Origin of the sequence: Enterococcus sp. DIV2402 (assembly GCF_017426705.2) — a bacterium.
GTDB classification, from domain to species: Bacteria; Bacillota; Bacilli; order Lactobacillales; family Enterococcaceae; genus Enterococcus_F; species Enterococcus_F lowellii.
The window spans coordinates 311,304-334,050 of the sequence record NZ_CP147251.1; the positions used below are offsets into that span (position 1 = coordinate 311,304).

At 35.9% G+C, this 22,747-nt stretch carries 19 protein-coding genes; 6 read left to right on the forward strand and 13 right to left on the reverse strand.

The genetic code is table 11. The features are described from left to right. Positions 1-444 precede the first annotated feature (444 nt). A complete protein-coding gene (locus tag DOK78_RS01415) occupies positions 445-1,590 on the forward strand; it encodes a cobalamin-independent methionine synthase II family protein (protein ID WP_207941519.1) in 1,146 nt (381 codons plus the stop codon). Positions 1,591-1,639: 49 nt separating this feature from the next. Here the strand turns inward: DOK78_RS01415 and DOK78_RS01420 are convergent, their stop codons facing one another. The 5 genes from DOK78_RS01420 to DOK78_RS01440 are packed head-to-tail and all read right to left on the reverse strand — an operon-like array spanning position 1,640 to position 7,135. Then, entirely contained in the window at positions 1,640-2,437 is a 798-nt protein-coding gene (locus DOK78_RS01420; protein WP_207941520.1) for a CYTH domain-containing protein, read from the reverse strand. Positions 2,438-2,458: 21 nt separating this feature from the next. Beyond that, positions 2,459-3,472 carry an MBL fold metallo-hydrolase gene (locus tag DOK78_RS01425; protein ID WP_339076390.1) on the reverse strand — a complete coding sequence of 338 codons (1,014 nt, stop codon included), beginning with the start codon at positions 3,470-3,472 and terminating at the stop codon, positions 2,459-2,461. 12 nt (positions 3,473-3,484) lie between these two features. Further along, the gene (locus DOK78_RS01430; protein ID WP_207941521.1) at positions 3,485-5,119 is read right to left on the reverse strand and encodes an ABC transporter permease; all 1,635 of its coding nucleotides are present in this window, start codon (positions 5,117-5,119) and stop codon (positions 3,485-3,487) included. Positions 5,120-5,133: 14 nt separating this feature from the next. Beyond that, positions 5,134-6,177, reverse strand: a complete 1,044-nt coding sequence (locus DOK78_RS01435) for an ABC transporter substrate-binding protein (protein ID WP_207941522.1) — start codon at positions 6,175-6,177, stop codon at positions 5,134-5,136. A gap of 4 nt (positions 6,178-6,181) precedes the next feature. Further along, positions 6,182-7,135: an ABC transporter ATP-binding protein gene (locus DOK78_RS01440; RefSeq protein WP_207941523.1), complete on the reverse strand. Its 954-nt coding sequence runs from the start codon at positions 7,133-7,135 to the stop codon at positions 6,182-6,184. Between the two features lie 135 nt (positions 7,136-7,270). On the opposite strand from DOK78_RS01440, the gene DOK78_RS01445 reads away from it, so the two are divergent. After that, positions 7,271-8,203 carry a LysR family transcriptional regulator gene (locus DOK78_RS01445; RefSeq protein WP_207941524.1) on the forward strand — a complete coding sequence of 311 codons (933 nt, stop codon included), beginning with the start codon at positions 7,271-7,273 and terminating at the stop codon, positions 8,201-8,203. A gap of 45 nt (positions 8,204-8,248) precedes the next feature. Here the strand turns inward: DOK78_RS01445 and DOK78_RS01450 are convergent, their stop codons facing one another. The 3 genes from DOK78_RS01450 to DOK78_RS01460 form a co-directional block, all read right to left on the reverse strand. Further along, a complete protein-coding gene (locus tag DOK78_RS01450; RefSeq protein WP_207941525.1) occupies positions 8,249-8,797 on the reverse strand; it encodes a hypothetical protein in 549 nt (182 codons plus the stop codon). Between the two features lie 183 nt (positions 8,798-8,980). Continuing rightward, positions 8,981-9,871: an EamA family transporter RarD gene (gene rarD, locus DOK78_RS01455; protein ID WP_207941575.1), complete on the reverse strand. Its 891-nt coding sequence runs from the start codon at positions 9,869-9,871 to the stop codon at positions 8,981-8,983. Positions 9,872-10,021: 150 nt separating this feature from the next. Then, a complete protein-coding gene (locus DOK78_RS01460) occupies positions 10,022-10,978 on the reverse strand; it encodes a tRNA dihydrouridine synthase (protein ID WP_207941526.1) in 957 nt (318 codons plus the stop codon). Between the two features lie 234 nt (positions 10,979-11,212). Here DOK78_RS01460 and DOK78_RS01465 point away from each other — a divergent pair, with 234 nt between their 5' ends. Then, complete coding sequence (locus DOK78_RS01465) at positions 11,213-12,226, forward strand: NADP-dependent oxidoreductase (protein WP_207941576.1); 1,014 nt, start codon at positions 11,213-11,215, stop codon at positions 12,224-12,226. 7 nt (positions 12,227-12,233) lie between these two features. Here the strand turns inward: DOK78_RS01465 and DOK78_RS01470 are convergent, their stop codons facing one another. The 4 genes from DOK78_RS01470 to licT form a co-directional block, all read right to left on the reverse strand. After that, positions 12,234-12,926: a type 1 glutamine amidotransferase domain-containing protein gene (locus DOK78_RS01470; protein ID WP_207941527.1), complete on the reverse strand. Its 693-nt coding sequence runs from the start codon at positions 12,924-12,926 to the stop codon at positions 12,234-12,236. Positions 12,927-12,931: 5 nt separating this feature from the next. Beyond that, positions 12,932-13,258, reverse strand: a complete 327-nt coding sequence (locus DOK78_RS01475) for an ArsR/SmtB family transcription factor (protein WP_207941528.1) — start codon at positions 13,256-13,258, stop codon at positions 12,932-12,934. A 143-nt stretch (positions 13,259-13,401) separates the two neighbouring features. Then, positions 13,402-15,300, reverse strand: a complete 1,899-nt coding sequence (locus DOK78_RS01480) for a beta-glucoside-specific PTS transporter subunit IIABC (RefSeq protein ID WP_207941529.1) — start codon at positions 15,298-15,300, stop codon at positions 13,402-13,404. A 130-nt stretch (positions 15,301-15,430) separates the two neighbouring features. Continuing rightward, positions 15,431-16,279, reverse strand: coding sequence for a BglG family transcription antiterminator LicT (gene licT / locus DOK78_RS01485; protein ID WP_207941530.1), 849 nt, complete (start codon positions 16,277-16,279; stop codon positions 15,431-15,433). A 337-nt stretch (positions 16,280-16,616) separates the two neighbouring features. On the opposite strand from licT, the gene DOK78_RS01490 reads away from it, so the two are divergent. Further along, positions 16,617-17,666: a serine hydrolase domain-containing protein gene (locus tag DOK78_RS01490; RefSeq protein ID WP_207941531.1), complete on the forward strand. Its 1,050-nt coding sequence runs from the start codon at positions 16,617-16,619 to the stop codon at positions 17,664-17,666. 64 nt (positions 17,667-17,730) lie between these two features. Here DOK78_RS01490 and DOK78_RS01495 read toward each other — a convergent pair whose 3' ends face one another. Beyond that, positions 17,731-19,284 (reverse strand): PTS sugar transporter, encoded by a 1,554-nt coding sequence (locus tag DOK78_RS01495; RefSeq protein WP_207941532.1) that lies wholly within the window; start codon positions 19,282-19,284, stop codon positions 17,731-17,733. A 481-nt stretch (positions 19,285-19,765) separates the two neighbouring features. Between DOK78_RS01495 and DOK78_RS01500 the strand changes: the two genes are divergently transcribed. Beyond that, positions 19,766-21,331: a PTS transporter subunit EIIC gene (locus tag DOK78_RS01500; RefSeq protein ID WP_138471299.1), complete on the forward strand. Its 1,566-nt coding sequence runs from the start codon at positions 19,766-19,768 to the stop codon at positions 21,329-21,331. Positions 21,332-21,355: 24 nt separating this feature from the next. After that, positions 21,356-22,693 carry a 6-phospho-alpha-glucosidase gene (locus tag DOK78_RS01505; protein WP_071408921.1) on the forward strand — a complete coding sequence of 446 codons (1,338 nt, stop codon included), beginning with the start codon at positions 21,356-21,358 and terminating at the stop codon, positions 22,691-22,693. The last annotated feature ends 54 nt before the right edge of the window (positions 22,694-22,747 follow it).

A 22,747-nucleotide genomic window follows, 5' to 3' on the forward strand; every position in this document is an offset into this window, starting at 1 on the left:
TATTTAGTAGGTTTACTTTTACCACTCTTACTAATCGTTTTCACAAGCATAATGTTAGATTAACTATCCAAGTCATTACCTTATAAAAAATTTGAGTCGACAGCATTCACTATCTCTTCAATGGGCGCGATAGCCCCTTTACTACATCAAATCTGTTGTTGCCAACAGCAATAAGTTTGGCAAAGATAAACTCGCCTCTCTCGTCTGGCAGATTAACTGCACGGAAATAATAACACGAAAAAAATTTTTGTACAATGTTTTTTATCATTTTTTTGATACTTTATTTTAATCTACCTTTCTTTAAAGTATCATAAAATAAATAACTTCCTCTATTATCAGGGTTATAAATAAAATCTATAACCATCTAAAAATAAAACGTATTACCTATCTTAAGTGCTTCTTGCTACAATGGATACATCACTTATTTTATTGGAGGAATTACATATGACAGATAAATTTCAATTAGTTGGTTCACTCTTACGACCAAGCGATTTATTAGATTACAAAACAAAAATCGAACACCGTGATGATATTCAATACCCATTTTATGACGCATTTCCTGGGTACAAGGAAGTCGAAGCAGCAGCTATTCAGCAAATTATTGAGGACCAAAAAGCGCATGAACTAACTGTCGTGACTGACGGCGAACACGGGCGGTCAATGTGGCATCTGGATTTTTTATGGGGCTTAGAAGGTATTGAACGTTACATCGCAGAACATGGTTACCCATTTGAAGACTTAGATGGTGGACATTTTGAAACACGAAAAGATATTGGTTTACGTATAACGGCTCCTTTATCTGGTAAAAATCATCATTATTTACAGCTTTATAAAGACACGAAAGCACAAGCAGACGATCATGATGTAAAAATCACTGTTTGGGGTATTGCACATGCGTTCACGGAGTTAACCGTCTTTAATGATTTGGTTGGTGAAGGACAAGTCTATGCAAACACAGAAGAATTACGTGATGGTTTAATTCATGCGTATAAAGAGTTCTTAACCGAATACAAAGCTGCCGGTGGCGAAATCGTGCAGTTTGATGATTGCTTATGGGAAATTTTTGCAGAAGATAATGAAAAAAGTTTCGCCACCCAAGGACCCGAACAATTAAATGCTTGGGCAGATGAATTTGTTGCTCTTAACAATGCTGTAGCGGACTTTGGCCATGAATTAGGGTTGAAAGTTTGGACACATAATTGCCGAGGTAATTACCAAAGTCGTCACGCTTCTAGTGGTACTTACAAAGCAATTGCTGAAAAATTCTTACGTGACCAACATTATGATCGTTTCTTTTTAGAATGGGACGATGATCGTGCCGGAGACATTTCGGCATTAGAAGTGTTAAAAGACCGACCAAATGTGGAAGTCGTTTTAGGCTTATTATCAAGCAAGACTTCCACTTTAGATGATGAAGATCGTGTGATTACCTTGCTAAACAAAGCCAGTGAAATCTTACCAAAAGAGCGCTTATTCTTATCTCACCAATGCGGATTTGCGTCTTGTGATTGTGGGAATGAACTATCTATCGACCAACAATGGGCAAAAATTGACCAAGGTCAAAAAATTGCAGCTACTTACTGGAAATAACCCATAAAACCGCGAACAGTTTAACAACCGTTCGCGGTTTTTTTCTTATTTATTCATCAAATAAAACAAAATTAGTTTTTCCTCGTTGGTCTTCGCTTAAATAATTATCCACTTCTAAGCTTTCTTCCCAAACAGTTTTGATTTGGGTGGCTTGTTCAGCACTTGTTTTTGTTGAAAGTTCTACCATGGTTTTACCGTGGTATTCCCAATACTCAATCTCTGCCGCAATTCCTTGATAGATTCCGGTATAGGTTTGAACACTTGCTGGATCAGTCATTTTGCTGGTATTAAGAGTTGTTTTAAACCACTCATTAGGTTCCCAATCATTTATTTTCTTGGGTACATTCTCTTGCACAGCTTTCAACGCCGCCTGTTCATCCACAAAATTATAAGAAATATTTTTGGTTGTTTTTATTTTTTCTTTGCGACTAACTGATAGCGGGTCTTGTCCATTTTTACTATCAATTTCAAATTTATAATTACTTTCTGAACCTGTAAATCCGTGGCGTGTTAACTCAGCAATGGCTTCCTCTAACGTCAAATCTTGAAACCTCTTTTTATACGTGATATCATACGTATTTTTATTTTCATAGACACGCAAGCGTTGAATAGAATCCTTCGCAAAAAAAGTCCGTTCAGGTGTGTCAAAAAAATAGACTTTCAAACGTTCGTCTTCTTTTGCTGCGAAGGTTGCTTTAATTTGTGTTTTTGAAAAGATCGTTGAATCCAAGTTATATTTAAGTTCTACTTCTGGTTCGATTGTAGCACCATACACAATAGGAGCCGTTTCAATTAAAGGCATACTCAAGATAAAGACGGTACTCAGCATAACTTTTAGCTTTTTCATAAAAACATCCTTTCTCTTTGCTTATTGATTTAACTTGATAATTTCTGACAAGGTCGTTTGCGGTGTACATGCTTGGCTGTGAAAATAAATCGTTTGTCTGGCACCAAGGTAGTTACTGAAATAATAAATCTCATTTGTATCTAAATGGTTTTTAAAAGGAAGATGATTTAAGTGCTCATTCATTTTCCTTAACGCAAATTGTTCGTTAGATACGAAATAAACACCCCCTTTCTCGTCATTCGTTGCTATACGTTTAAGTCGAGGACTTGCTAACAAATCTTGGAGTTCATTTCTAGCTTTTAACAAAAGATTCGCTCGATGTTTCCAATGAAATTGCAACCACTGGTAAATCACCTGATCTACCAAAAGTGGGATTGTCGTTGTTTGATAGAAATAAATTAAGATTTCTAAGCATTTTGATGTAAATTTGCTTTCGATTTTAAATCGATCAAACGCTCCTTGTTCGATGATTTGTCGCATGGTTTCTTTGCTATTCAAATTACTAATTTGTTGACCAGCATTGCCACTGTCAATAAATGCAACATCATAGGTTAGACGTGGAGGAAAATCAATCGGATATAATGGCGAAGTTAATGAAACATCTCCCGAAAAGAAAATATGTTTGTGATGAAAAACTACGCTATACCATACACTACCAATCACGTGACCTGAATTTCCCCATAAAAATTGCAACGCTTCTGTCACTGTTTGCCATGAAGCGGCTTGCGACAACTCAAACGGACAAAAATTTAAAGGTAATTCCGAAGATAACCAATCAGCTGTTATTTCGGATAAGATGACTGGCCCTTGATAATCATAGGCAACTAATAAAGACAGCGCCCCCACATGATCTTGGTGCAAATGAGAAATAAAGACTGCTTGTAATTTCTCTACGTGGCGTTTTTCTAAATGTGGTAAGCGTTGACTGTCATCATTCATGATGCCGCAATCGAAGAGAATGGCTTGCTGATTAATTTCAATGTAAAAACAATTTCTCCCATATTCTCCACAGCCCCCTAATATCTCGATATTAATGGTCCATTCCTCCTATTTTTTACTTTTTTCAATCGCAATAACAAAAATGCACGTAATAATAATTGTTACGACCGCCATCGCCATCCCAGTGTTGACGTTGCCTTGTTCAAACTGACGATAAATAAAGGTCGCACTTGTTTCGACAGATGGTGGTAAGATTAATAATGATCCTACTAACTCACGCATTGAAATAATAAAAGTCATCATCATTCCTGTTAGCACACCGCGTTTGAGTAATGGAAAATAAATGTGCGTGAAAGCTCCTAATTTCGTACGACTGAATACATCTGTAGCTTCAAAAATAGACTCATTTAATTGCAACATATTATTTTTGACATACTGAATAGCATATGGCAAAAATAGCGTACAGTAAGTGATGACTGCCATCGCTTTTGTATTATAAAAACTAACTGGCAACCATGAGGTATTCCAAAATAGCATTAGACCTACCACGAGCACAATTCCTGGAACAATGTTTGGAATCAATCCAAAAAAATCCACCACTTTTTGAGAATAACGTGTTCCCTTATAGATATAAATACCTGCAAAAAAACCGAGCGTTGCTGTAATCACCCCTGTGCAAGCAGCAAATAGAAAACTATTTAAAAAAGCAGAGAATCCACCATTTTGATTAGTAAACAGTTGACGATACGCCACTAGACTCAAATTACTAAACACAAGTCCATCACCACGAACGGTCATTAAGGAGGTCATTAAAATAGAGAAATATGGAATACCAATAGCTAATAAAAACAGCAAAATTACAAAAACAATTGATACTGCATGGACCCATTTATTCGTAGTTACCGTGAATTCTTTCGTTGCGCCTGACACAGTGCCATAAACAAAACGTTGAATCACTTTTACTTGGATAAGCCATAACACAAAACATAAAACAAACAACACCAGTGAAAGAAAGGTGGCTTTTGGAATATTAACGGGCCAAGAAGCAAGATTGGTGTGAATTTCCGTCGTGAATACGTTGTAACCAATACGTGTCCCAAAAGTTACGGGCGTACCAAACTCCGCCAATGTTTTAACAAAAATAAATAATGCACCGAGTAAAAAACTAGGAATTAATAACGGTAATGAAATTCTAACCCAGTTAAACAAACTATTTTTTCCATAAATTTTTGCCGCTTCCTGAAAAGACCCTTCCAACGTCAACATACTGTTTTTTAGCATCAAATAGAACGTTGGAAAAAGATGCAAGCTCATAATCATTACCATACCAAATAGTGAAAAAAATGGTGCAGAAAGCCCCGATAATTTAGGAAATAACTGCATTAAAAAGCCATTTTTTTGCATAAATAAAATCCAACCCATTGCGCCAATATAAGGCGGTGTCATAAAAGGCAAGGTAAATAAAATATCCAGCCACCCATAATTTCTCAGTTTCGTTTTAGTCGTAATTAACGCTAGTGGAAAAGAAATGACTAGCGTTCCCAAAACAACCCAGCCACCTAATTTTAAGGATTGACTAAGTAAACGATACGTTTGTTTTTCACTAATAATCTGTATCATGCCTGTTAGTGAAAACTGTCCTTCTGGAAAAAAAGCATAATGAAACAATGCCATAATCGGCAACAAAGTGAAGAAGCCTAGCGCAAAAGACACGCCTAGAAAATATTTTTTATTCGCAATCATACAACAACCTACTTTTATTGTTGAGAAATACTACCAAACTCTTGTAGCACTTCCACTTGTTTATCTTCAGAATCTTTCCATTCCACTTTAATTTGTTGAATCTCTTCTAATGAAGCTCGATCTTTTACCGCAATCTCACTATTACCAGGTAATAGATACGCGTCTGCAACTAAGTTTTGCCCTTCATCTGAAAGTAAAAAATCAACAAACGCTTGTGAAGCAGACACTTCTTTAGCTGTTTTAGTAATTCCTACAGCTCGTGGACTTACAACAGTGCCACTTTCAGGATAGACAATATCGATTGGTTCACCATCTGCTTTGGCTTTATAGGCCATATAATCAACCCCAGAAATGGTGGCATTTTTTTCACCAGTAATGACTGCATCAAGCGCGCTTTTATTCGCTCCCATAATTTGCATCCCATTTTCAAACCAAGACGTTAGCATGTCCCAACCTTGATCCGTAGACGTATAACCATATAAAAAATCTAAAGCTGAACCTGATAAAGATGGATCCGGCATATTGAACGTTTCTTTCCATGTTTCATTTGCTAAATCTGACCAATCTTTTGGTACTTCTGTCACATTTTTGGTATTGTACGTAATTCCTAACGCAGAAGCGCTGTAACCAAAATAGAAGTCATCCGCATCTGTCCAGTCAACGTTCAATTTATCTTTTCCAATTGCCTCTGGATACGCTTGTAGCTCGCCTGCTTGTTTTAAACTATCCATAGAGCTTAATGAAGCTAAAACTAATACATCCGCAAGTGGTTTCCCTTTTTCTGCTTCTAGTTTAGCTAAGATTTTTCCAGTAGTTCCTTGAAATAAGTTGACCTTCACCCCTGTTTTTTCTTCAAAAGCCACTTTCATCTTTTCCGATAGCCCATCTGGACCAGCAGAATAAACCGTAATCTCTTTTCCTGCCAGATTTTCTTGTTCTGTATTAGTTGTTTCATTTGCTTTAGAGGTAGTTTCAGTATTGGATTCTGAAGCTTTCCCAGTACATCCTGCTAAAGCAACTATTCCTAACATTAAAACGCCTAATTTTTTCATTTTCATCTTGTTATCCTCCAATTTTAATTAAATGCTGTTCTTCAAAATAAACCTCGCATAAATCATCTGTAAAATAAGGTTTTTCTGAATAAAATAGCCAAATAAACTCCCCGACTACGCCTTGTACAATATAGTGTTGTCCCGTAAACTGACTTCGAACAACACGAACCGTTCGCTGAAGCGTTGTTTTTGCTGTAGGTGCCACTTGAATAGATTCTGGGCGAATCACCACGTCTGCTTCAAAATGATTCGTTTTCCCAATAAAATGAGCGACATAATGATTGGCAGGTGCTTCATAAATTTGTTTAGGTGTTCCAATTTGGCTGACTTTTCCTTTTTCCATGACAATAATTTCATCTGACATTGACATCGCTTCGTTTTGGTCATGCGTGACAAAAATTGCCTGACTATCTGTTTGATTAATTAATTGCACAATATCTGTCTGCATTTTTTCACGCAAAACGGCATCAAGTGCTGACAATGCTTCATCAAATAAAATAACTTTAGGCTTAGGTGCCAATGCTCGAGCTAACGAAACTCGTTGTTGTTGCCCGCCAGATAGCTCATTTGGCTTTCTTTTCGCAAAGTCCTCTAAATTTACCATACGTAAGGCAGTCATTACTTGCTGTTCTTTATCTGACTTACTTCCAGATAAACTGTAAGCCACATTATCAAATACTGTCATATGAGGCCACAAAGCAAAATCTTGAAAAACCATTGCCAAATCTCGTTGGTTAGGACGAACATTTATTTTTTCTTCTTTTGAAAAAATTCGTTTTTGATCAAAAAGAATCTCTCCAACATCCGGTTGCACTAATCCCGATACTATTTTTAATAAAGTTGTCTTGCCACAACCCGATTCACCAAGAATAGTGGTAAATTTTTGAGTTAAATTTAAGGTAATATCATCTAAAACAACTTTATTGTCATATTGTTTTCGAATACCTTTTAATTGAATCGTCATTTATTATTCCTCCTCGTAATCATCATACTTGGTGAATTTTGATTTAACGTTAACGAATTGTTAACATTAAATCAAAATAACTACGATAAACTAAAAGAAACAATCAATTATTCGAATTTTTGAAAGGATGTTTCGATGAATTACTTTAAATTACATGTTTTTTGCAAATTATGTGAACGCAAAAAAGGCGCAACCGTCGCCAAAGAACTCGACATTACCCCTTCTACAGTTTCTTTTCATATTCAATCATTAGAAAAAGAACTAGGTATTCAATTGTTTTATCGAAAAGCCGGGCATTTCATTCTAACGAAACAAGGTGAAGTCGTGTATCGTTACGCGCAACGCATCATCAATTTGCAAGAAGAACTTATGTATTTTGCTAAAACTAGTCAGCAAGGAACACGTGGCCTGTTCCGATTAGGTGTCAGTGGACTCGCAAATCAAATTTTTTTACCAGAAATTATCCATCAATTTTCAACCTTATATCCACAAATACGCTTATCTGTGGTTTCTGATACCTCACCAGAAATCGAAAAATTAATCGCCAGCTTTCAACTAGATTATGGTATTCTGATTGGCTCTCCTAAAAAACATCCTGATTTAGTTTATGAAAAACTTGGCACTGACCAACTCAAATTGGTTTTTGGTATCAATCATCCGTTTACAAAAAAAACAGTCATTACCAAAGCAGATATTTTGAATCAAACACTATTGTTCCATGAAAAACAAAGCTCGAGTAAATCAATTCTGGAACAATGGCTAGATTATCCCATCAAAGAATTAAATGGTATTGAATTGGATTCTGTCACCTCAATGAAAAAAGTATTGGAATACGGACAAACCGTTGCTTTCATTTCAGAGTTATTAGTTCAAGAAGAGCTAACTTCTCAGACGCTAGCTAGTAGAAAACTAGCTGATTTAGGCTTAACTCGCACAATTTATCTCGTAAAAAACAAATCTTTCTTTGATGATGCCATTAGTTTAAACTTCAAAGAGTTACTAGGTAACATCGTGGTAACCCCACAGCTACCACCTAGCATAAAAACAGAAGAAACTATTGATATATAAGCAAAAAAACTCCCTCGATAATTTTATACCGAGGGAGTTTCAAGGTTATACCTCGTAAACATTATCCATACTACCTTCCACATCTACAAAGTAATTTTTGATATTTTCTCGTTCATGATAGACATTGACCTGCCCATTTAAGTATGGTCGGGGATCATAACGTAACGTGCGACTTTTAAAGAGATAAACATCCCCATTTTTTTCTGTATATGAACAAGTCAGCAATATTTGATACTGATGATTAATTTGGATAGAGGAGTAACCAATCTCTAAATTTTGACAAACCAACATTTTTCCATTTTGCTTTAACTCTTCCGCTCGTTGTTTTTTGCGCCATTGAATAATAAAAATTGTGGTACCAATGATGATTAAAATCAACGCTGGTGTTCCAAAAGCAAATAGGAAAATCCGACGAAATATTCGCAAATTTTCCTCCGTATATGGTTGTCGTACACCATTTAACGTGAAATTAAAATTATCCGGGCTAAAGGTGACGACTTGCATAATAACTGCTGGAATGAAAAATACTACCCCCATTCCACCTAGTAGATAACTTACCCAACTATAATTGACATAAATACTTTTCTTTCTCATCACACCCACTCCTTTATAATTTATTATATCTATTGTACCGTAGTTTTATCATAATTTGGAGAGAAGCGGTTACACGTATGAATAACGATAAGCGATACAATGCCCTAAATAGCAAACCATCCGAATGCTAGAGGAATTGCTACTCACTCTAATCATCCGGATAGTTTATAGTGTTACTTCTGCTTATTTCGCTAATTTCCTTGTTTTCATTACGGTACGAGTGGTTCCATAGGTAAAGACGATAATTCCTAACCAGATAAATCCAAACGCCGTAAATTGCGCCAGAGAGTACGTTTCATGAAATAAGAAAACAGCAAACAATAACATAATCGTGGGATTAATATACTGAATAAATCCTAACGTAATGTAAGACGTACTCTTTGCTGCTTCCGCAAACAATAGCAATGGAATTACCGTTACTACCCCTGCTCCCATTAACAAAAGATTTGTTTGAACAGAATAATGCATAAAACCAATTGGTGAAACGAATAAAATATACAATAAAGAAAATGGTAACATAACAAACGTTTCCACCGTTAATCCTGTCATCGAACTGATTGGGATACGTTTTTTAATTAATCCGTAAATACTAAAAGAAAAAGCCATAATGAGAGAAGAATAAGGTACTTTTCCTGTTTGAATGGCAAGTAAAACCACGCCAATTACGACCAAACTACAAGCAATTTTTCCACTACGGCTTAATTGTTCTTTTAACACTAGTGTTGCCAGCAAGACATTGACCAAAGGATTAATGTAATAGCCCAAACTAGCTTCCATAACATGTCCTTCACTAACTGTAAAAATAAACGTGAACCAATTAATTGAAATCAATAGTGCAGCTAAAATCATTAAAAATAAGTAGTTCTTATTTTCCCATAAACGTTTTAATTCTTTAACAAATTGCGACCAGCTACCACTCAGCGCTAAAAAAGCAATCATAAAAATAAATGACCAAATAATGCGATAACACATCGTCGCAAGCGGCGAAACATCTGTGAGCAGTTTCCAATATAGCGTAATGAACCCCCAGAAAACATAGGCGCCAATCCCAAATACTATTCCCTTATTTTTCATACTATCTTCTTGCCTTTCCATCAACCGAAAAGCAGCTCCTCCTCATTGAATTATATCTATTATAGCGGAAAACTTATTTTTTTATAGCATTTTCTGAAAAAATAAAAAAACTGCTTTTCTTTTTCTGAAAAGCAGTTCATATTTTACTTATTAAATAAAAAATTCATCCAAAATGGTGCGAACTTCATCCGTGGATTTCGTATTCATTAAACGTACTCGTAAATCACTCGCTCCAGGAAAACCTTTCACGTAAATTTTAAAGAAGCGATGTAATCCAACGATAGAACGTGGAACCATTTCAGCATATTGATCTTGTAAATCAAGTTGTAGACGTAACAAACCCAGCAATTCTTTAGAAGTATGCGCTTTTGGTTCTTTTTCAAAAGCATAGGGATTTTTAAAAATTCCACGACCAATCATCACGCCATCAACGCCATATTGTTCCGCTAACGCCAGTCCTTTTTGACGGTCCGGAATATCACCATTAATCGTAATCATTGTTTGTGGTGCCAAACGATTGCGTAGTTCCACTATTTGCGGAATCATCTCCCAATGTGCATCGACTTTACTCATTTCCTTACGCGTACGTAAATGGACAGATAAATTGGCAATATCTTGTTGCAACAAATGCGTAATCCAACCTTCTAATTCCGCCGTTTCAGTAAAACCAATTCGCGTTTTTACACTAACAGGCAATCCCCCTGCTTTCGCCGCCTCAATCAATTCCGCTGCCGCTTCGGGACGTCGAATCAGTCCACTTCCCTTACCGCGATCGGCAACATTTGGTACAGGACACCCCATGTTGATGTCAATTCCCTTGAAACCCATCTCTGCCATACCAATACTCATTTGACGGAAAAATTCTGGGTTATCCCCCCAAATATGCGCCACCATGGGTTGTTCGTCCTCAGTAAAAACTAACCGCCCACGTACACTTTGAATGCCATCTGGATGACAATAACTATCCGAATTCGTAAACTCCGTAAAAAAGACATCTGGTGCCCCTGCTTCTTTCACCACATGACGAAAAACCACATCCGTCACATCTTCCATTGGCGCCAAAACAAAAAATGGTTTTGGTAATTCCGCCCAAAAATTATTAGTCATTATATACTTCCTTCCATCTACCCATTTGTAATTTGTGGGTTCTTCCGACTGAAAACATGGTTATTATACTAGGAATAAAGAGGAGATGCAAAGGTCGGGATCGAATCGGTTAGTTCTTATTTTAAAATTCCAGTTTCATTGGTTGACATTTTTAAACCAATAAATTAAAATTCATTTATCAAACGGTTTAAATAATTAAACCATAATTCGGAGGAATACAAATTGAGAACAACAATGAATGCCGCATTAATTAAACACTATAAACAAGATTTACCCACTATTGAACAAGTACCTATGCCAAAGATTGGGGCTAATGATGTTTTAATAAAAATCGTTGCAGCAAGCATCAATCCAATTGACTTAAAAACAAAAGATGGTGGCTTAAAGATGCTTCTAAAATACGAAATGCCGTTGATTTTAGGAAGTGATTTTTCAGGTATAATTACCGAAGTCGGTGCTGCAATCACAAACTTTAAGGTGGGTGACCCTGTCTATGGCCGTGTTCAAAAAAATCGTATTGGCACTTTTGCAGAATATATTGCAGTCGCTCAAGGCGATATTGCGATTAAACCAGCTAATTTAACATTTGAAGAAGCGGCTGCCATTCCACTCGTAGGATTAACTAGTTATCAAGCTTTACATGATATTATGAAGATTAAACCCAACCAAAAAGTTTTAATTCAAGCTGGTTCTGGTGGTATTGGAACAATCGCCATTCAGATTGCTAAGATGCTTGGTGCCTATGTTGCAACAACAACGAGTGCCAAAAATTTTGAACTCGTCAAATCACTTGGTGCAGATCAAATCATTGATTATCGAACAGAGAATTTTTATGATAAGTTGCATGATTATGATTATGTTTTTGATACTCAAGGTGGAAAAATTCTTGAAAATGCTTTTAAAATCATTAAGCCTGGTGGCAAAGTTGTTAGTATTTCAGGACTACCAAATGAACGTTTTGCAGAAGAATATCACCTTCCTCTTTGGAAAAAACTAGCCTTTCGCTTGGTGACACGTAATTTAACAAAACTTGAAAAAGCTGCTCAGGCAGACTATCATTTTCTATTTATGAAACCAAGTGGGAAACAATTGGAAACGTTGCGAACCTATTTTGAAGCTGAGACCTTGAAACCAGTAATCGATAGAATCATTCCTTTCTCAGAAATTGCTGATGCTTTTAATTACTCACATTCTGGTAAAGCTAAAGGAAAAATCATTCTAAGAATAAGTGCTATTGAAAAAAGCTAGGAAATCTTTATAAAAGATTTTCTAGCTTTAATTCGTTAATTAAGAGTTTGGCTACCGCTTTGACTGAAAATGGATTTTGACCAGTGATAATCCGCCCATCTTTGACAGCATATTCACTATAAAAACGTTTCTTTTTAAAATTTGCTCCATGTTTTTTAGCTACTTGTTGATTTAAAAATGGTACAACTGATTTTTTCCCAGCGATTATTTCTTCAGTTGTCGTAAACCCTGTAATGTTTTTTCCAGAAATGACGTACTTTCCTCTTTCATCTTGAATATCCAATAAACCAGCAATTCCATGACACACAGAAGTCAGATAGCCCTTATTGTTATAAATTGCTAAAGCAATTTTTTGAAGTTGCGTATCTTTCGGAAAATCCCACATCACACCATGACCACCTGTATAATAAATAGCGATATATTCTTCAGGATTAATCTGACTGGGTTTTAAAGTATTAGTTAATGCACGTTGAACAAAATCTTCACTTTCATAAATTGATAGAATAGACTCATCTGTATATTTCATGCTTCTAGGATCAAGAGGTACAAAACCGCCTTTAGGACTGACATAATCGACTTGTATGCCGACTTTTTGCATTTCTTCTACAAATTCTGTCGCTTCTCCTAACCATAGTCCAGTTGGTTCCTTTGTTCCTTGATAACGAGTAACATTCGTTTCCACAATCAATACTTTTTTCATAAGAATCACTCTTTCACCATAATTTGTGTGACACTATCTAATAATTTTTTCAGTCTTTCAATTTTTTGTGTTTCGTGAGTTAAATAATAATAATTTTTAGTGCCTTCGCTATGATAATCAACAATGTTTGCCTCTTTTAGAATTTTCAAGTGATGGGAAACAGCTGGGCGAGATAACTTAGTATCTTCGGTTAATTCCGAAACACGTACACCTTTGCACGCGCCTTCTTCTAATAAACGAATAATGATTGCTTGTCTTTTTTCATCACCTAATGCAATCAAAAAATCACTGACTTCTGAAAATTCTTTTTTTAATTCAGTAAAATCTGCCATATTCCAACCTCGGTTCATATTTTTAAACCATTAAATCACTAATACGTAAAATTGTCAATAATCACGTCTAATCATTCCTTTTTTTCATCAAAAACCCCACATTTACATTGCTAGTAAATGTGGGGTAACTGCGTTTATTTGATTTAATTTGCTAATATCGCTGTCGTCAACAAATCTCCTTGCTTCACTTTCGTCTCATCTGTTTCAATGATATCTGCATAATCGGGTGTATTTGTTACGATAATTGGCACTTGTGTACTGTAACCTGCTTTTTCAATTTCGGGAATATCAAAGCTAACTAATTTATCCCCTTTTTTCACAGTATCTCCCTGTTTCACAAATGCTGTAAAATATTTTCCTTCCAATTGGACAGTATCAATACCAATATGAATCAATAGCTCCATCCCAGCATCTGAGATAAGACCAATAGCATGATTTGTTGGGAATAATGTCATAACCGTTCCGTCAAACGGCGCCACGACCTCCCCTACGGTTGGTTCAATTACGACACCTTTTCCCATAATTCCTTCTGCAAATGCCGCATCTTTTGCTTCATTCAATGGTAAAACCGTTCCTTCGATTGGTGCAAAAATATCTTCTTTCGCTAATTTCTTTTTGGGAGTATTAAATGAACTTTTTGCTTCTTCTTTACTCATTGCAATAGTTGGTTCATCATCTTTAAAACCAATTAACCAAGCTACAGCAAAACCTGCTACCAAAGCAATCGCATCTAAAATCATGCTATAAATAGCTAATTTAATATCACCATCAGGAGAAATTGAACCTGTATAACGGAAAATACCTAAACCGCCCAATTGATACGCTTGAACACCTAATGCCATGGCTGCTGCTCCCGTAAACCCACCTACCACACAAGAAGCCCAAAACGGTTTCTTTTTAGGTAAAGTGATACCATAAATTGCTGGTTCAGTCACACCAAAAATTCCTGAAATAAACGCTGGAATACTTAGTTCCTTTAATTTTAGATTTTTTGTTTTTAACATTACCGCTAAAACAGCTCCTGTTTGAGCAAATGAAACACTACCACTAGGTGTTAATAACGCTGTCGGTTGACCTTGAGACAATGCAATGATGGCAAATGGAATCAATGCCCAGTGCATACCAAACATCACCAAGATTTGCCAAGAGAAACCTAGAATCGCACCGTAAATAATTGGGTTGAATGTTTGAACAGCAATTAAAGCATTACCCAATGCATCAGAAGCAATATTCATAACTGGTCCAATTACCATAAATGTTAATGGAATAGTGATAAGTGCCGTAAAGAAAGGAACCAAGAATAATTTCACTACATCTGGAATAATTTTTCTCAATTGTTTTTCAAGAAAAGCGGCAAAAGCCGTTGCTGCGATAATTGGCATTACCGTAGAACCATAACCTGCTGCTGGAATTGAAAATGGAATACCAAAAAAGTTTAATCCCCCTGCTTCAGCAAATTGACCTGTAATAGAACCATCAATAAATCCTGTATAAACGAGACTAGATGCGATCATCATCCCCACAAAAGGCGAACCACCAAATTTGGTCATTGCTGTATATCCAATGAAAACTGGTAAGAATAAGAATAGACCATCGCCCATTGCATTTAACACTGCATACGTTGATGTTGCTGCAAATTCAGCACCTAATGCGAATGAAAGAATAGCAGCTACCCCTTTTAACATACCGGCTGCCGATAAAGGTGCTAAAATCGGTTGGAAAATACTTGAAATAATATCTACAAATTGGTCAAATAAATTACCTTTTGGTCCTGTATTCGTCTCTGGTTCTAGTACACCCAAGACAGCATCAACATCTTTACGTACATCTGGCACATGATTCCCAATAACGACTTGGTATTGTCCTCCAGATTGCATAACTGTCACAACACCATCCATATTTTTTAATACTTCTGTGTTAGCTTTGCTTTCATCTTTTAGTTTAAAGCGCAAACGTGTAATACAGTTTGTAAGAGAATTGACATTCTCTTTGCCACCTACTTCTCTTACAATATTTTTTGCTAGTTGTTCATATTTTCCCATAATATTTTGCCTCCAAAATTAATTTTTTTGTTTTTTAATCTAGAGGTTTCGCCAACTGAATGTAACGATCCTAACCCGTCCATCGGGTGTCTCTACTCCTTTCATTGGTTGGTATTTTAAGAGTGTTCTCTTATTTCGTTTTTTCAATAATACGTGCAATATGAATAGTAATGTACACTTGTTCGTCTTTAGAAGCTTGATAGTGCCAACGCGTATCCAGCAATTCAACAACTTTCTTAGTCGCTTCAAATGCTTCTGGATATTTTTTATTAATTAACACAAACAATTCATTTTCTACCGCATCTTCTTCGATTTCATCCAATCGGGCATTTAATACCCGTTCTGAGAAAAAGCGTAAATGTGTAATAAATCGTTGGAAATAAATATCATTTTCGGCAAAATTAATTTTCAAGGTATATTTAATTACCGTTAAAATTTCTTCAATCATTTGAGTTAGATTAATAGCGGCTTCATTAGTTGAATCTATTTCGGCATTGACAATGTGTAACGTTAAAAAACCAGACTCATCATCGGATAATTCAATACCCATTTTTTCATTAACAAATTGAATCCCTTTACGAGCAATGGCTAATTCTTCTGGGAAAAAACGTTTAATATCCCAAAGTAGAAAATTTTTCATTTGAATTCCTTTTTTTGCTCGTTGAATAGCCGTGTGTAAATGGTCAGCAAAAGAAATAAAGCTTGTTTCATTAAATTCTTTATTCAATTTTTTTTTCGCATAATTTAAAATATCAAACGCAATGGCGATTACATCTTCAGGAATTTCAGAAAGCATTTGTTCAATACGAATCGATTCGACTTGATTTTTTATTTCAAAGACTTTTTCAATACGACTTTTATCGACTTGAAATCCTGGCTTTTTCTGAAAACCTAAGCCATTTCCCATTAAAACAACTTCTTTTTGGTCATCATTTAGTGCCACCACTACATTGTTATTCAAAATCCGTAGAATTTCCAACCATCTCACCCTTTTCTGGATTCAATATTATTGAATAAAAAAAGACCTAAACGACAACACAAAAAAGTGGTCATTTAGGTCTAGCTTAACTCAATAATAACTATCCTAGAACAAAGATACTACTTTTAGAAAGCGTTGTCAATATTGTTTTATAAGTGTTCATAATTATTTTCGTAAATTTACTTATTCTAAAAAAAAGGTTCTTAACAAAATGGAAAGCGTTTACCAAAAATGAAAAATATGTGATACTATTTTTATAAATAACAAAGGTTGGTGAAATCCAATGACAAATTAATTTTGTTGCTCCGTTACTTTCGTTCAACGAATGGAGAAAACGATGTCCCAAAATAAAAAATTACAACAACTTTTTATGAAATTAGATGATATTTATCAAAAAACAAACTATAACGGTGCTTATGGGATTGTTACTGCCGATGAGATTTTGCATACAAATACAAGAGGTTTCAGCAATTTTGACACTAGCTCCCCTTTTGAACCTACAACAAAAACATGCATCGGTTCTTTAACCAAACAATTTACAGCGACTACGCTATTGCTACTAGAAGCCGAACATAAACTTAATTTAAACATGACTCTTGCAGAATTTTATCCTAACTATGTGTATGCAAAAGACATTACTCTCATTCAAATGATTCATATGACGTCAGGAATTCCTAATTATACAGATGTCATTTACGAAGAAAGCTTAAAGAAATCGGCTGAACAAGATATTTCTGAGCAAATGGCACATTTCATCGTCACTAAAACACTCGATGAGGACAGCACCCCATTGGCAAAAATTTTAGAAAAACTCAATGTCTTCCCCTTGGATTTTCAACCAGGAAGCAAATTTGCTTATAGCAATACGAATTATGGCTTGTTAGGAGAAATCATTACCAAAGTAACTGGCCAACCATTTAGTCACTATTTTGAAGAAAAAATTTTCAAGCCATTAAATATGACTGCTACTTCTACCACCTCGCTTGATTCGCAAGCAATTAGTTATCGCTGGGTTGATGGAAAACGCCAACGGTTCGAAACCGGTTTACTAGATTCAGCAGACGGTGGGATGGTGTCTACTTTAGAAGATATGATGAAGTGGCTACAAGCCATCTTGAACCAACAAATATTGTCTACTGCTGAATGGGAACGCGCCTTTACCCTTTGCCACAATCACTATGGATTTGGCTGGATGACACTCGATGACTGGTATTATCACGGTGGCGAATACCTCGGTTTTTACGCCGAAATATTTATTCACCCAACAACCAACATTGGCAAAATCATGCTCTACAATTTGGAAGCAGATAGCGAATTAGACCAGCTTTCGATGGATGAGCGGTCTGTTTGGCGAGAGGCGTTAATTCAGTTATTCCAAAATAATTAAAAGTACGGGAGCTAAATAATTTTTATTTAGCCCCATATTTTATCTAGCATCACTACTAGTGACCTTATCTACTTTTCTTCCCACCAACATTCGCCAACAAAGTAAACACACAAGCCATAAGAAACGCACAGACCATCACAATGACTGTTGCCACTAAGTTATCATTCGACATTAACGGAGCCATGAATGCCGGAACATAGGCTGTTGTGCGAACGTTCAAAAGCCCGACAAGAGTGCCTGCTAAGGTTGCTGCTAAAATAGTGCCTCCGAAAACTTTTTTATTCGAAAACATAAATGGATAGGCGGCTTCCACAAATGTACCAAACAAGAGATTAATAAAAATATTAGCGATTGCCGTTGGACGATCGCCTGCATTTCTTGGTTTGATAATGTAAGCTAACTGAATGCCAGCACAAACAATCACTAAACAAACCATATCAATTGCTCCTAAAAAGCTAAAACCGGTTGCTTCCATTTCTAATAGAACAATTGGTAAAATTGCTGCATGATAAACCCCACCAATAATTGCAAACCAAATAAGTGCCCCAGCAACAGTGCCAGCTAAAATTGGATTAAACGCTAAGACAGCATCAATCGCCTGTTTAATCCCATTTCCAAGCGTTAATGCTATTGGCGATAATAGATATTTCCCAACTAAACCAGCCAATAATCCCGCAAGTCCACCGGCAGCAATATTAATGGTCGTCCCGGGTACGCCATGTTTAAAACAAAAATTACTGATATAATACACTAAAATCCCCGCAAGAATCCCGACAGCCATCCCACCAATAATTCCGCCATCGACTGCTAACGCGCCAGCTAAGACGCCCGCAACAATTCCGACTTCATCCATTCCTGAAATTTGTTTGGCTGCAATGGTTGCGACAATGACCGGTAAAAAGCCAACTAATGTTGTGAAAATATCTTCTAGTCCAGAAAGACCAGGTAGTTTACTTAAAGCTAGACTCAACGCCATTCCAATAAAACCCGGCATTGCCGCCATCATAATTCCCCGCAAGCTAATCCGTTTAAACACATTCGTTTCAAGTTGTTGATTGCCTGCACTCCCAATGACCGGCGTATATTTTAACTGCCATTCTTTTGCAAAAGCTGAAATGGCTGAAATAGCTCGTGTACGATTCGTAGTACCCGTTGTTCCTGATTGCGCAATAATTCGTACGCCTAAGCTAGCCGTCTCCGCCATGGAGGTTCCTCCCGTACCTGCTACAGGAATTTTCATTGTTGCCGCAGCAGATAATGCTTGATTATTGACACCTTTAGGATCACAACTCAAAAGCATCAACCCATCAATTTCTCCATTTAAGATTCGTTGCGCTAACTGTTGATCCGTCATTTTAGCTTGCTCATTAATTTCTGATAGTTTTTGCTGCTTGCCACTGATTAATTGTCCTACTTCATCAAGGCTAAACAAAGCGGCAGCCATATCCATAGAAATTTTGTCCATACTACCTTCTGTTAAAATAAACTGAATAGCAGAAACTTCAATACCTGCCGCCTTTGCTTGAGCAAAAATTTCGGCCATCATTTTTTGTGGATCAGCCCCACCTTGTGAACGTAAATTTCCACCACTACTCCCAATTACTGCAATTTTTTTCATATAGCCCACCTGTCTTTTTACTTCTCGTTTTCAACCAAAAAACGAGAAAAGAAAAAATATTCTGATAATTATAACTAATATTCATTATAGAATTTACCCTGACAGAATGAAAGAAAAACTTATTAAGTACACGATAGAATAAAATGATCATCTTTCAAGCGATACCTAAACCATGACAGTATCGATGAAAAAAGTAATTTTAGTTATTATAAATAAAAAAATGGTTTTACAAATTGAATTTCCCCACCAGATATCCTATCTTAAATGGATCTATTTCGCCATACGACAGCTCACAAAGACAATCTTAAGTCCACCATTTGAAACCAAACTCTTGCTAGTAATTCAAGTTCGTTACATCAATTTGGTTTCAGAGTATGGACTTAAGTCCATACTCTATCCGATGCATTGTAAGCGATTTACTAAAATGATAGATTACTTTTTAGATACGTATCTAAAAAATGTAAATAAGGAGGTTGTTTTGATGAAAGAAAATGTTAGTCAAGCAATGCAAAAATTTTCTCGATCTGTTATCGTTCCTGTAAAATTCATGGCTGTTATGGGTTTATTCTTAGCTTTTTCAGTTATTTTACAGCTTCAATTTATGCCTAGTTTTCTACAAACATTTGGCACATTGATAAAAACCATGATGGATAGCATGTTGAATAATTTATCATTAATTTTTTGTATAGGTATCGCTTCTTCTTTAGCTAACAAGAAAAAGGTTGAAGCCTCCCTCATCGCTTTGATTTCATTTCTTTTTTTTCTAGCAGCGAATAATGCATGGTTAATTCTAACGAATCAAATCGCTAATCCAGGAGAAATGGGATTGTTTGGGACAGGGCAAGGAATGGTTTTAGGTTTTCAAGTTGTTGATATGAATGTATTTTTAGGAATGATTATTGGTTGTATAGTTGGTTACTTCCACAATAAATTTTCAGATAAAAAATTTGTTGATTTCTTAAGTATTTATGGTGAATCTCGCTTTACGTTCATGTTACTTATTCCTGTCATTTTAATTTTAGCAGTAACAATGTGTTATATTTGGCCAATTGTCAATGGATTGATTTCATCACTATCTGGCTTTATTTTAACAACAGGGTTAATTGGCGTATTCGTGTACTCATTCGGAAATCGCTTCTTAATCCCTACTGGTCTTCATCACCTATTATGGATGCCGTTTTGTTTTACCGCACTTGGCGGTACAGCAGAAATCAATGGGCAAGTGTATAGCGGTGCAGCAAACATTTTTTATGCGCAAATGGCTAATGCTAGCACAATTACTACCTTAGACCCCTCTTTAAGATTTGCAACATTCGGTTTTGTAAAAATATTTGGTTCGATTGCAGTTGCTTTAGCAATCATCTACTGTGCGAAAAAAGAAAGAAAAGATGAAGTAAAAGGGATGGTTTTACCTTCAATGTTTGTTGCATCTGTAGCAGGTATCACCGAACCTTTAGATTTCTCCTTCTTATTTGTTTCGCCTCTACTATGGTTCGTTCATAGCGTATTAACTGCTATCTCAGAAACACTTTTATGGGCATTAGGCGCAAGGACATATATGCTCTATGGATTGATAGACACCATTGTATCAAATTCAGCATTTAGTCCAAGTGTAACCAAGTTTTATATTGTGATTATCGTAGGAATTATTATGAGTGTCATTTGGTTCGTAATCTTTGTTTTCTTGATTAGAAAATTAGATATTAAAACTCCTGGCAGAGAGAATTTAGAATTAGCCGCTGAGGATAATGTTATAACTACCTCAGAAGTAGAAGAAAATAGTCAATCAGAATTGTTAAATTCTAATGACGTTGCTTTAGTCATTGATGGATTAGGTGGTCCAAATAACATTGAACATGTAACAAATTGTTTTACAAGATTAAGAGTTACTGTAAAAGACGAAAACAAAGTTGAAAAAGGGATATTAGAAAAAGTTTCTCAACAAAAAGGGATCGTTGAAAATGGAAAAAATATTCAAGTTGTTATTGGTATGGGTGTACAAACTTTCAAAGAAGAAGTATGCGATGTCTTAGGAATTACAGAATAATATGAATCAAGGAGTGGATTAAATATGGAAAGAAAAAAACAATCAGTCGTTATCGCAGGAGGCGGAAGTACTTATACTGCGGGAATTGTTATGATGTTAATTGAAAATCAAGATAAATTCCCTTTACGCACATTGAAGTTTTACGATAATGATCAGAAACGTCAGGAGATTGTTGCCAAAGCTTGCGAAGTGATTGTAAAAGAAAGAGCCCCAGAAATTGAATTTATTGCAACAACCGATCCCGAAGAAGCATTTACAGATATTGATTTTGTCATGGCTCATATCCGAGTAGGTGGATTAAGTATGCGAGAAAAAGATGAAAAAATTCCTTTAAAATATGGTGTTGTAGGACAAGAAACTTGTGGACCTGGTGGAATGGCCTATGGAATGCGTTCTATTCCGGGAGTCATTGAGCTGATTGACTATATGGAAAAATATTCCCCAAATGCTTGGATGTTAAACTATTCAAATCCAGCTGCAATCGTTGCTGAAGCAACACGTCGTATGCGACCTAATGCGAAAATCATTAATATTTGTGATATGCCTGTAGCTATTAAGAAATCAATCGCTGATATTCTTGGGCTCGATAGTGAACTTGAAATTGTTGACCGATATTATGGATTAAATCATTTCGGCTGGTGGACTGAAATGTATGACAAAGAGGGCAATGATTTAATGCCAAGATTAAAAGAGCATGTACAAAAATATGGGTATGCTTCTGCTGCTGAAGAAGGTAATCCTTTACTTGAAGAAGCCAGCTGGATGGACACTTTCCAAAAAGCAAAAGATGTTTATGCAATTGATCCTGAAACTGTACCTAATACGTACTTAAAATACTACTTATACTCCGATTATGTAGTTTCTCATGCCAATCCTGATTATACTCGGGCAAATGAAGTAATGGATAATCGTGAAAAAAATGTATTTGCTGAATGCAAGAGGGTCGCAGACAATCAATCAGCAAAAGATACTACTATTGAAGCTGGCGAACATGCAGAGTTTATTGTACATTTAGCAGCAGCATTAGCTTACAATACCTACGAACGTATGCTATTAATTGTAAAAAATGACGGAGCAATTGCTAATTTAGATGATGATGCGATGGTTGAAGTGCCTTGTATTGTAAGTAAACGTGGTTATGAACCACTATGTATGGGTAAAATTCCTCATTTCCAAAAAGGAATGATTGAACAACAAGTAGCAGTTGAAAAATTAGTAGTAGATGCTTATGAACAAAAATCTTATCAAAAATTATGGCAAGCATTGACTCTATCAAAAACAGTTCCTTCAGCTAAAGTCGCAAAACAAATTTTAGATGAGCTAATTGAAGCAAATCAAGAGTGGTGGCCAACATTAAGTTAATAGTCTTCTATCTGAAAGTATGTTATAAAAATGGATAAGATACTATAAGAATTT

Coding starts and splice junctions, on each gene's coding strand:
- DOK78_RS01415 (WP_207941519.1), top strand. CDS start 445: ATGACAGATAAATTTCAATTAGTTGGTTCACTCTTACGACCAAGCGAT.
- DOK78_RS01420 (WP_207941520.1), bottom strand. CDS start 2,437: ATGAAAAAGCTAAAAGTTATGCTGAGTACCGTCTTTATCTTGAGTATG.
- DOK78_RS01430 (WP_207941521.1), bottom strand. CDS start 5,119: ATGATTGCGAATAAAAAATATTTTCTAGGCGTGTCTTTTGCGCTAGGC.
- DOK78_RS01435 (WP_207941522.1), bottom strand. CDS start 6,177: ATGAAAATGAAAAAATTAGGCGTTTTAATGTTAGGAATAGTTGCTTTA.
- DOK78_RS01440 (WP_207941523.1), bottom strand. CDS start 7,135: ATGACGATTCAATTAAAAGGTATTCGAAAACAATATGACAATAAAGTT.
- DOK78_RS01445 (WP_207941524.1), top strand. CDS start 7,271: ATGAATTACTTTAAATTACATGTTTTTTGCAAATTATGTGAACGCAAA.
- DOK78_RS01450 (WP_207941525.1), bottom strand. CDS start 8,797: ATGAGAAAGAAAAGTATTTATGTCAATTATAGTTGGGTAAGTTATCTA.
- rarD (WP_207941575.1), bottom strand. CDS start 9,871: ATGAAAAATAAGGGAATAGTATTTGGGATTGGCGCCTATGTTTTCTGG.
- DOK78_RS01460 (WP_207941526.1), bottom strand. CDS start 10,978: ATGACTAATAATTTTTGGGCGGAATTACCAAAACCATTTTTTGTTTTG.
- DOK78_RS01465 (WP_207941576.1), top strand. CDS start 11,213: ATGAATGCCGCATTAATTAAACACTATAAACAAGATTTACCCACTATT.
- DOK78_RS01470 (WP_207941527.1), bottom strand. CDS start 12,926: ATGAAAAAAGTATTGATTGTGGAAACGAATGTTACTCGTTATCAAGGA.
- DOK78_RS01475 (WP_207941528.1), bottom strand. CDS start 13,258: ATGGCAGATTTTACTGAATTAAAAAAAGAATTTTCAGAAGTCAGTGAT.
- DOK78_RS01480 (WP_207941529.1), bottom strand. CDS start 15,300: ATGGGAAAATATGAACAACTAGCAAAAAATATTGTAAGAGAAGTAGGT.
- DOK78_RS01490 (WP_207941531.1), top strand. CDS start 16,617: ATGTCCCAAAATAAAAAATTACAACAACTTTTTATGAAATTAGATGAT.
- DOK78_RS01495 (WP_207941532.1), bottom strand. CDS start 19,284: ATGAAAAAAATTGCAGTAATTGGGAGTAGTGGTGGAAATTTACGTTCA.
- DOK78_RS01500 (WP_138471299.1), top strand. CDS start 19,766: ATGAAAGAAAATGTTAGTCAAGCAATGCAAAAATTTTCTCGATCTGTT.
- DOK78_RS01505 (WP_071408921.1), top strand. CDS start 21,356: ATGGAAAGAAAAAAACAATCAGTCGTTATCGCAGGAGGCGGAAGTACT.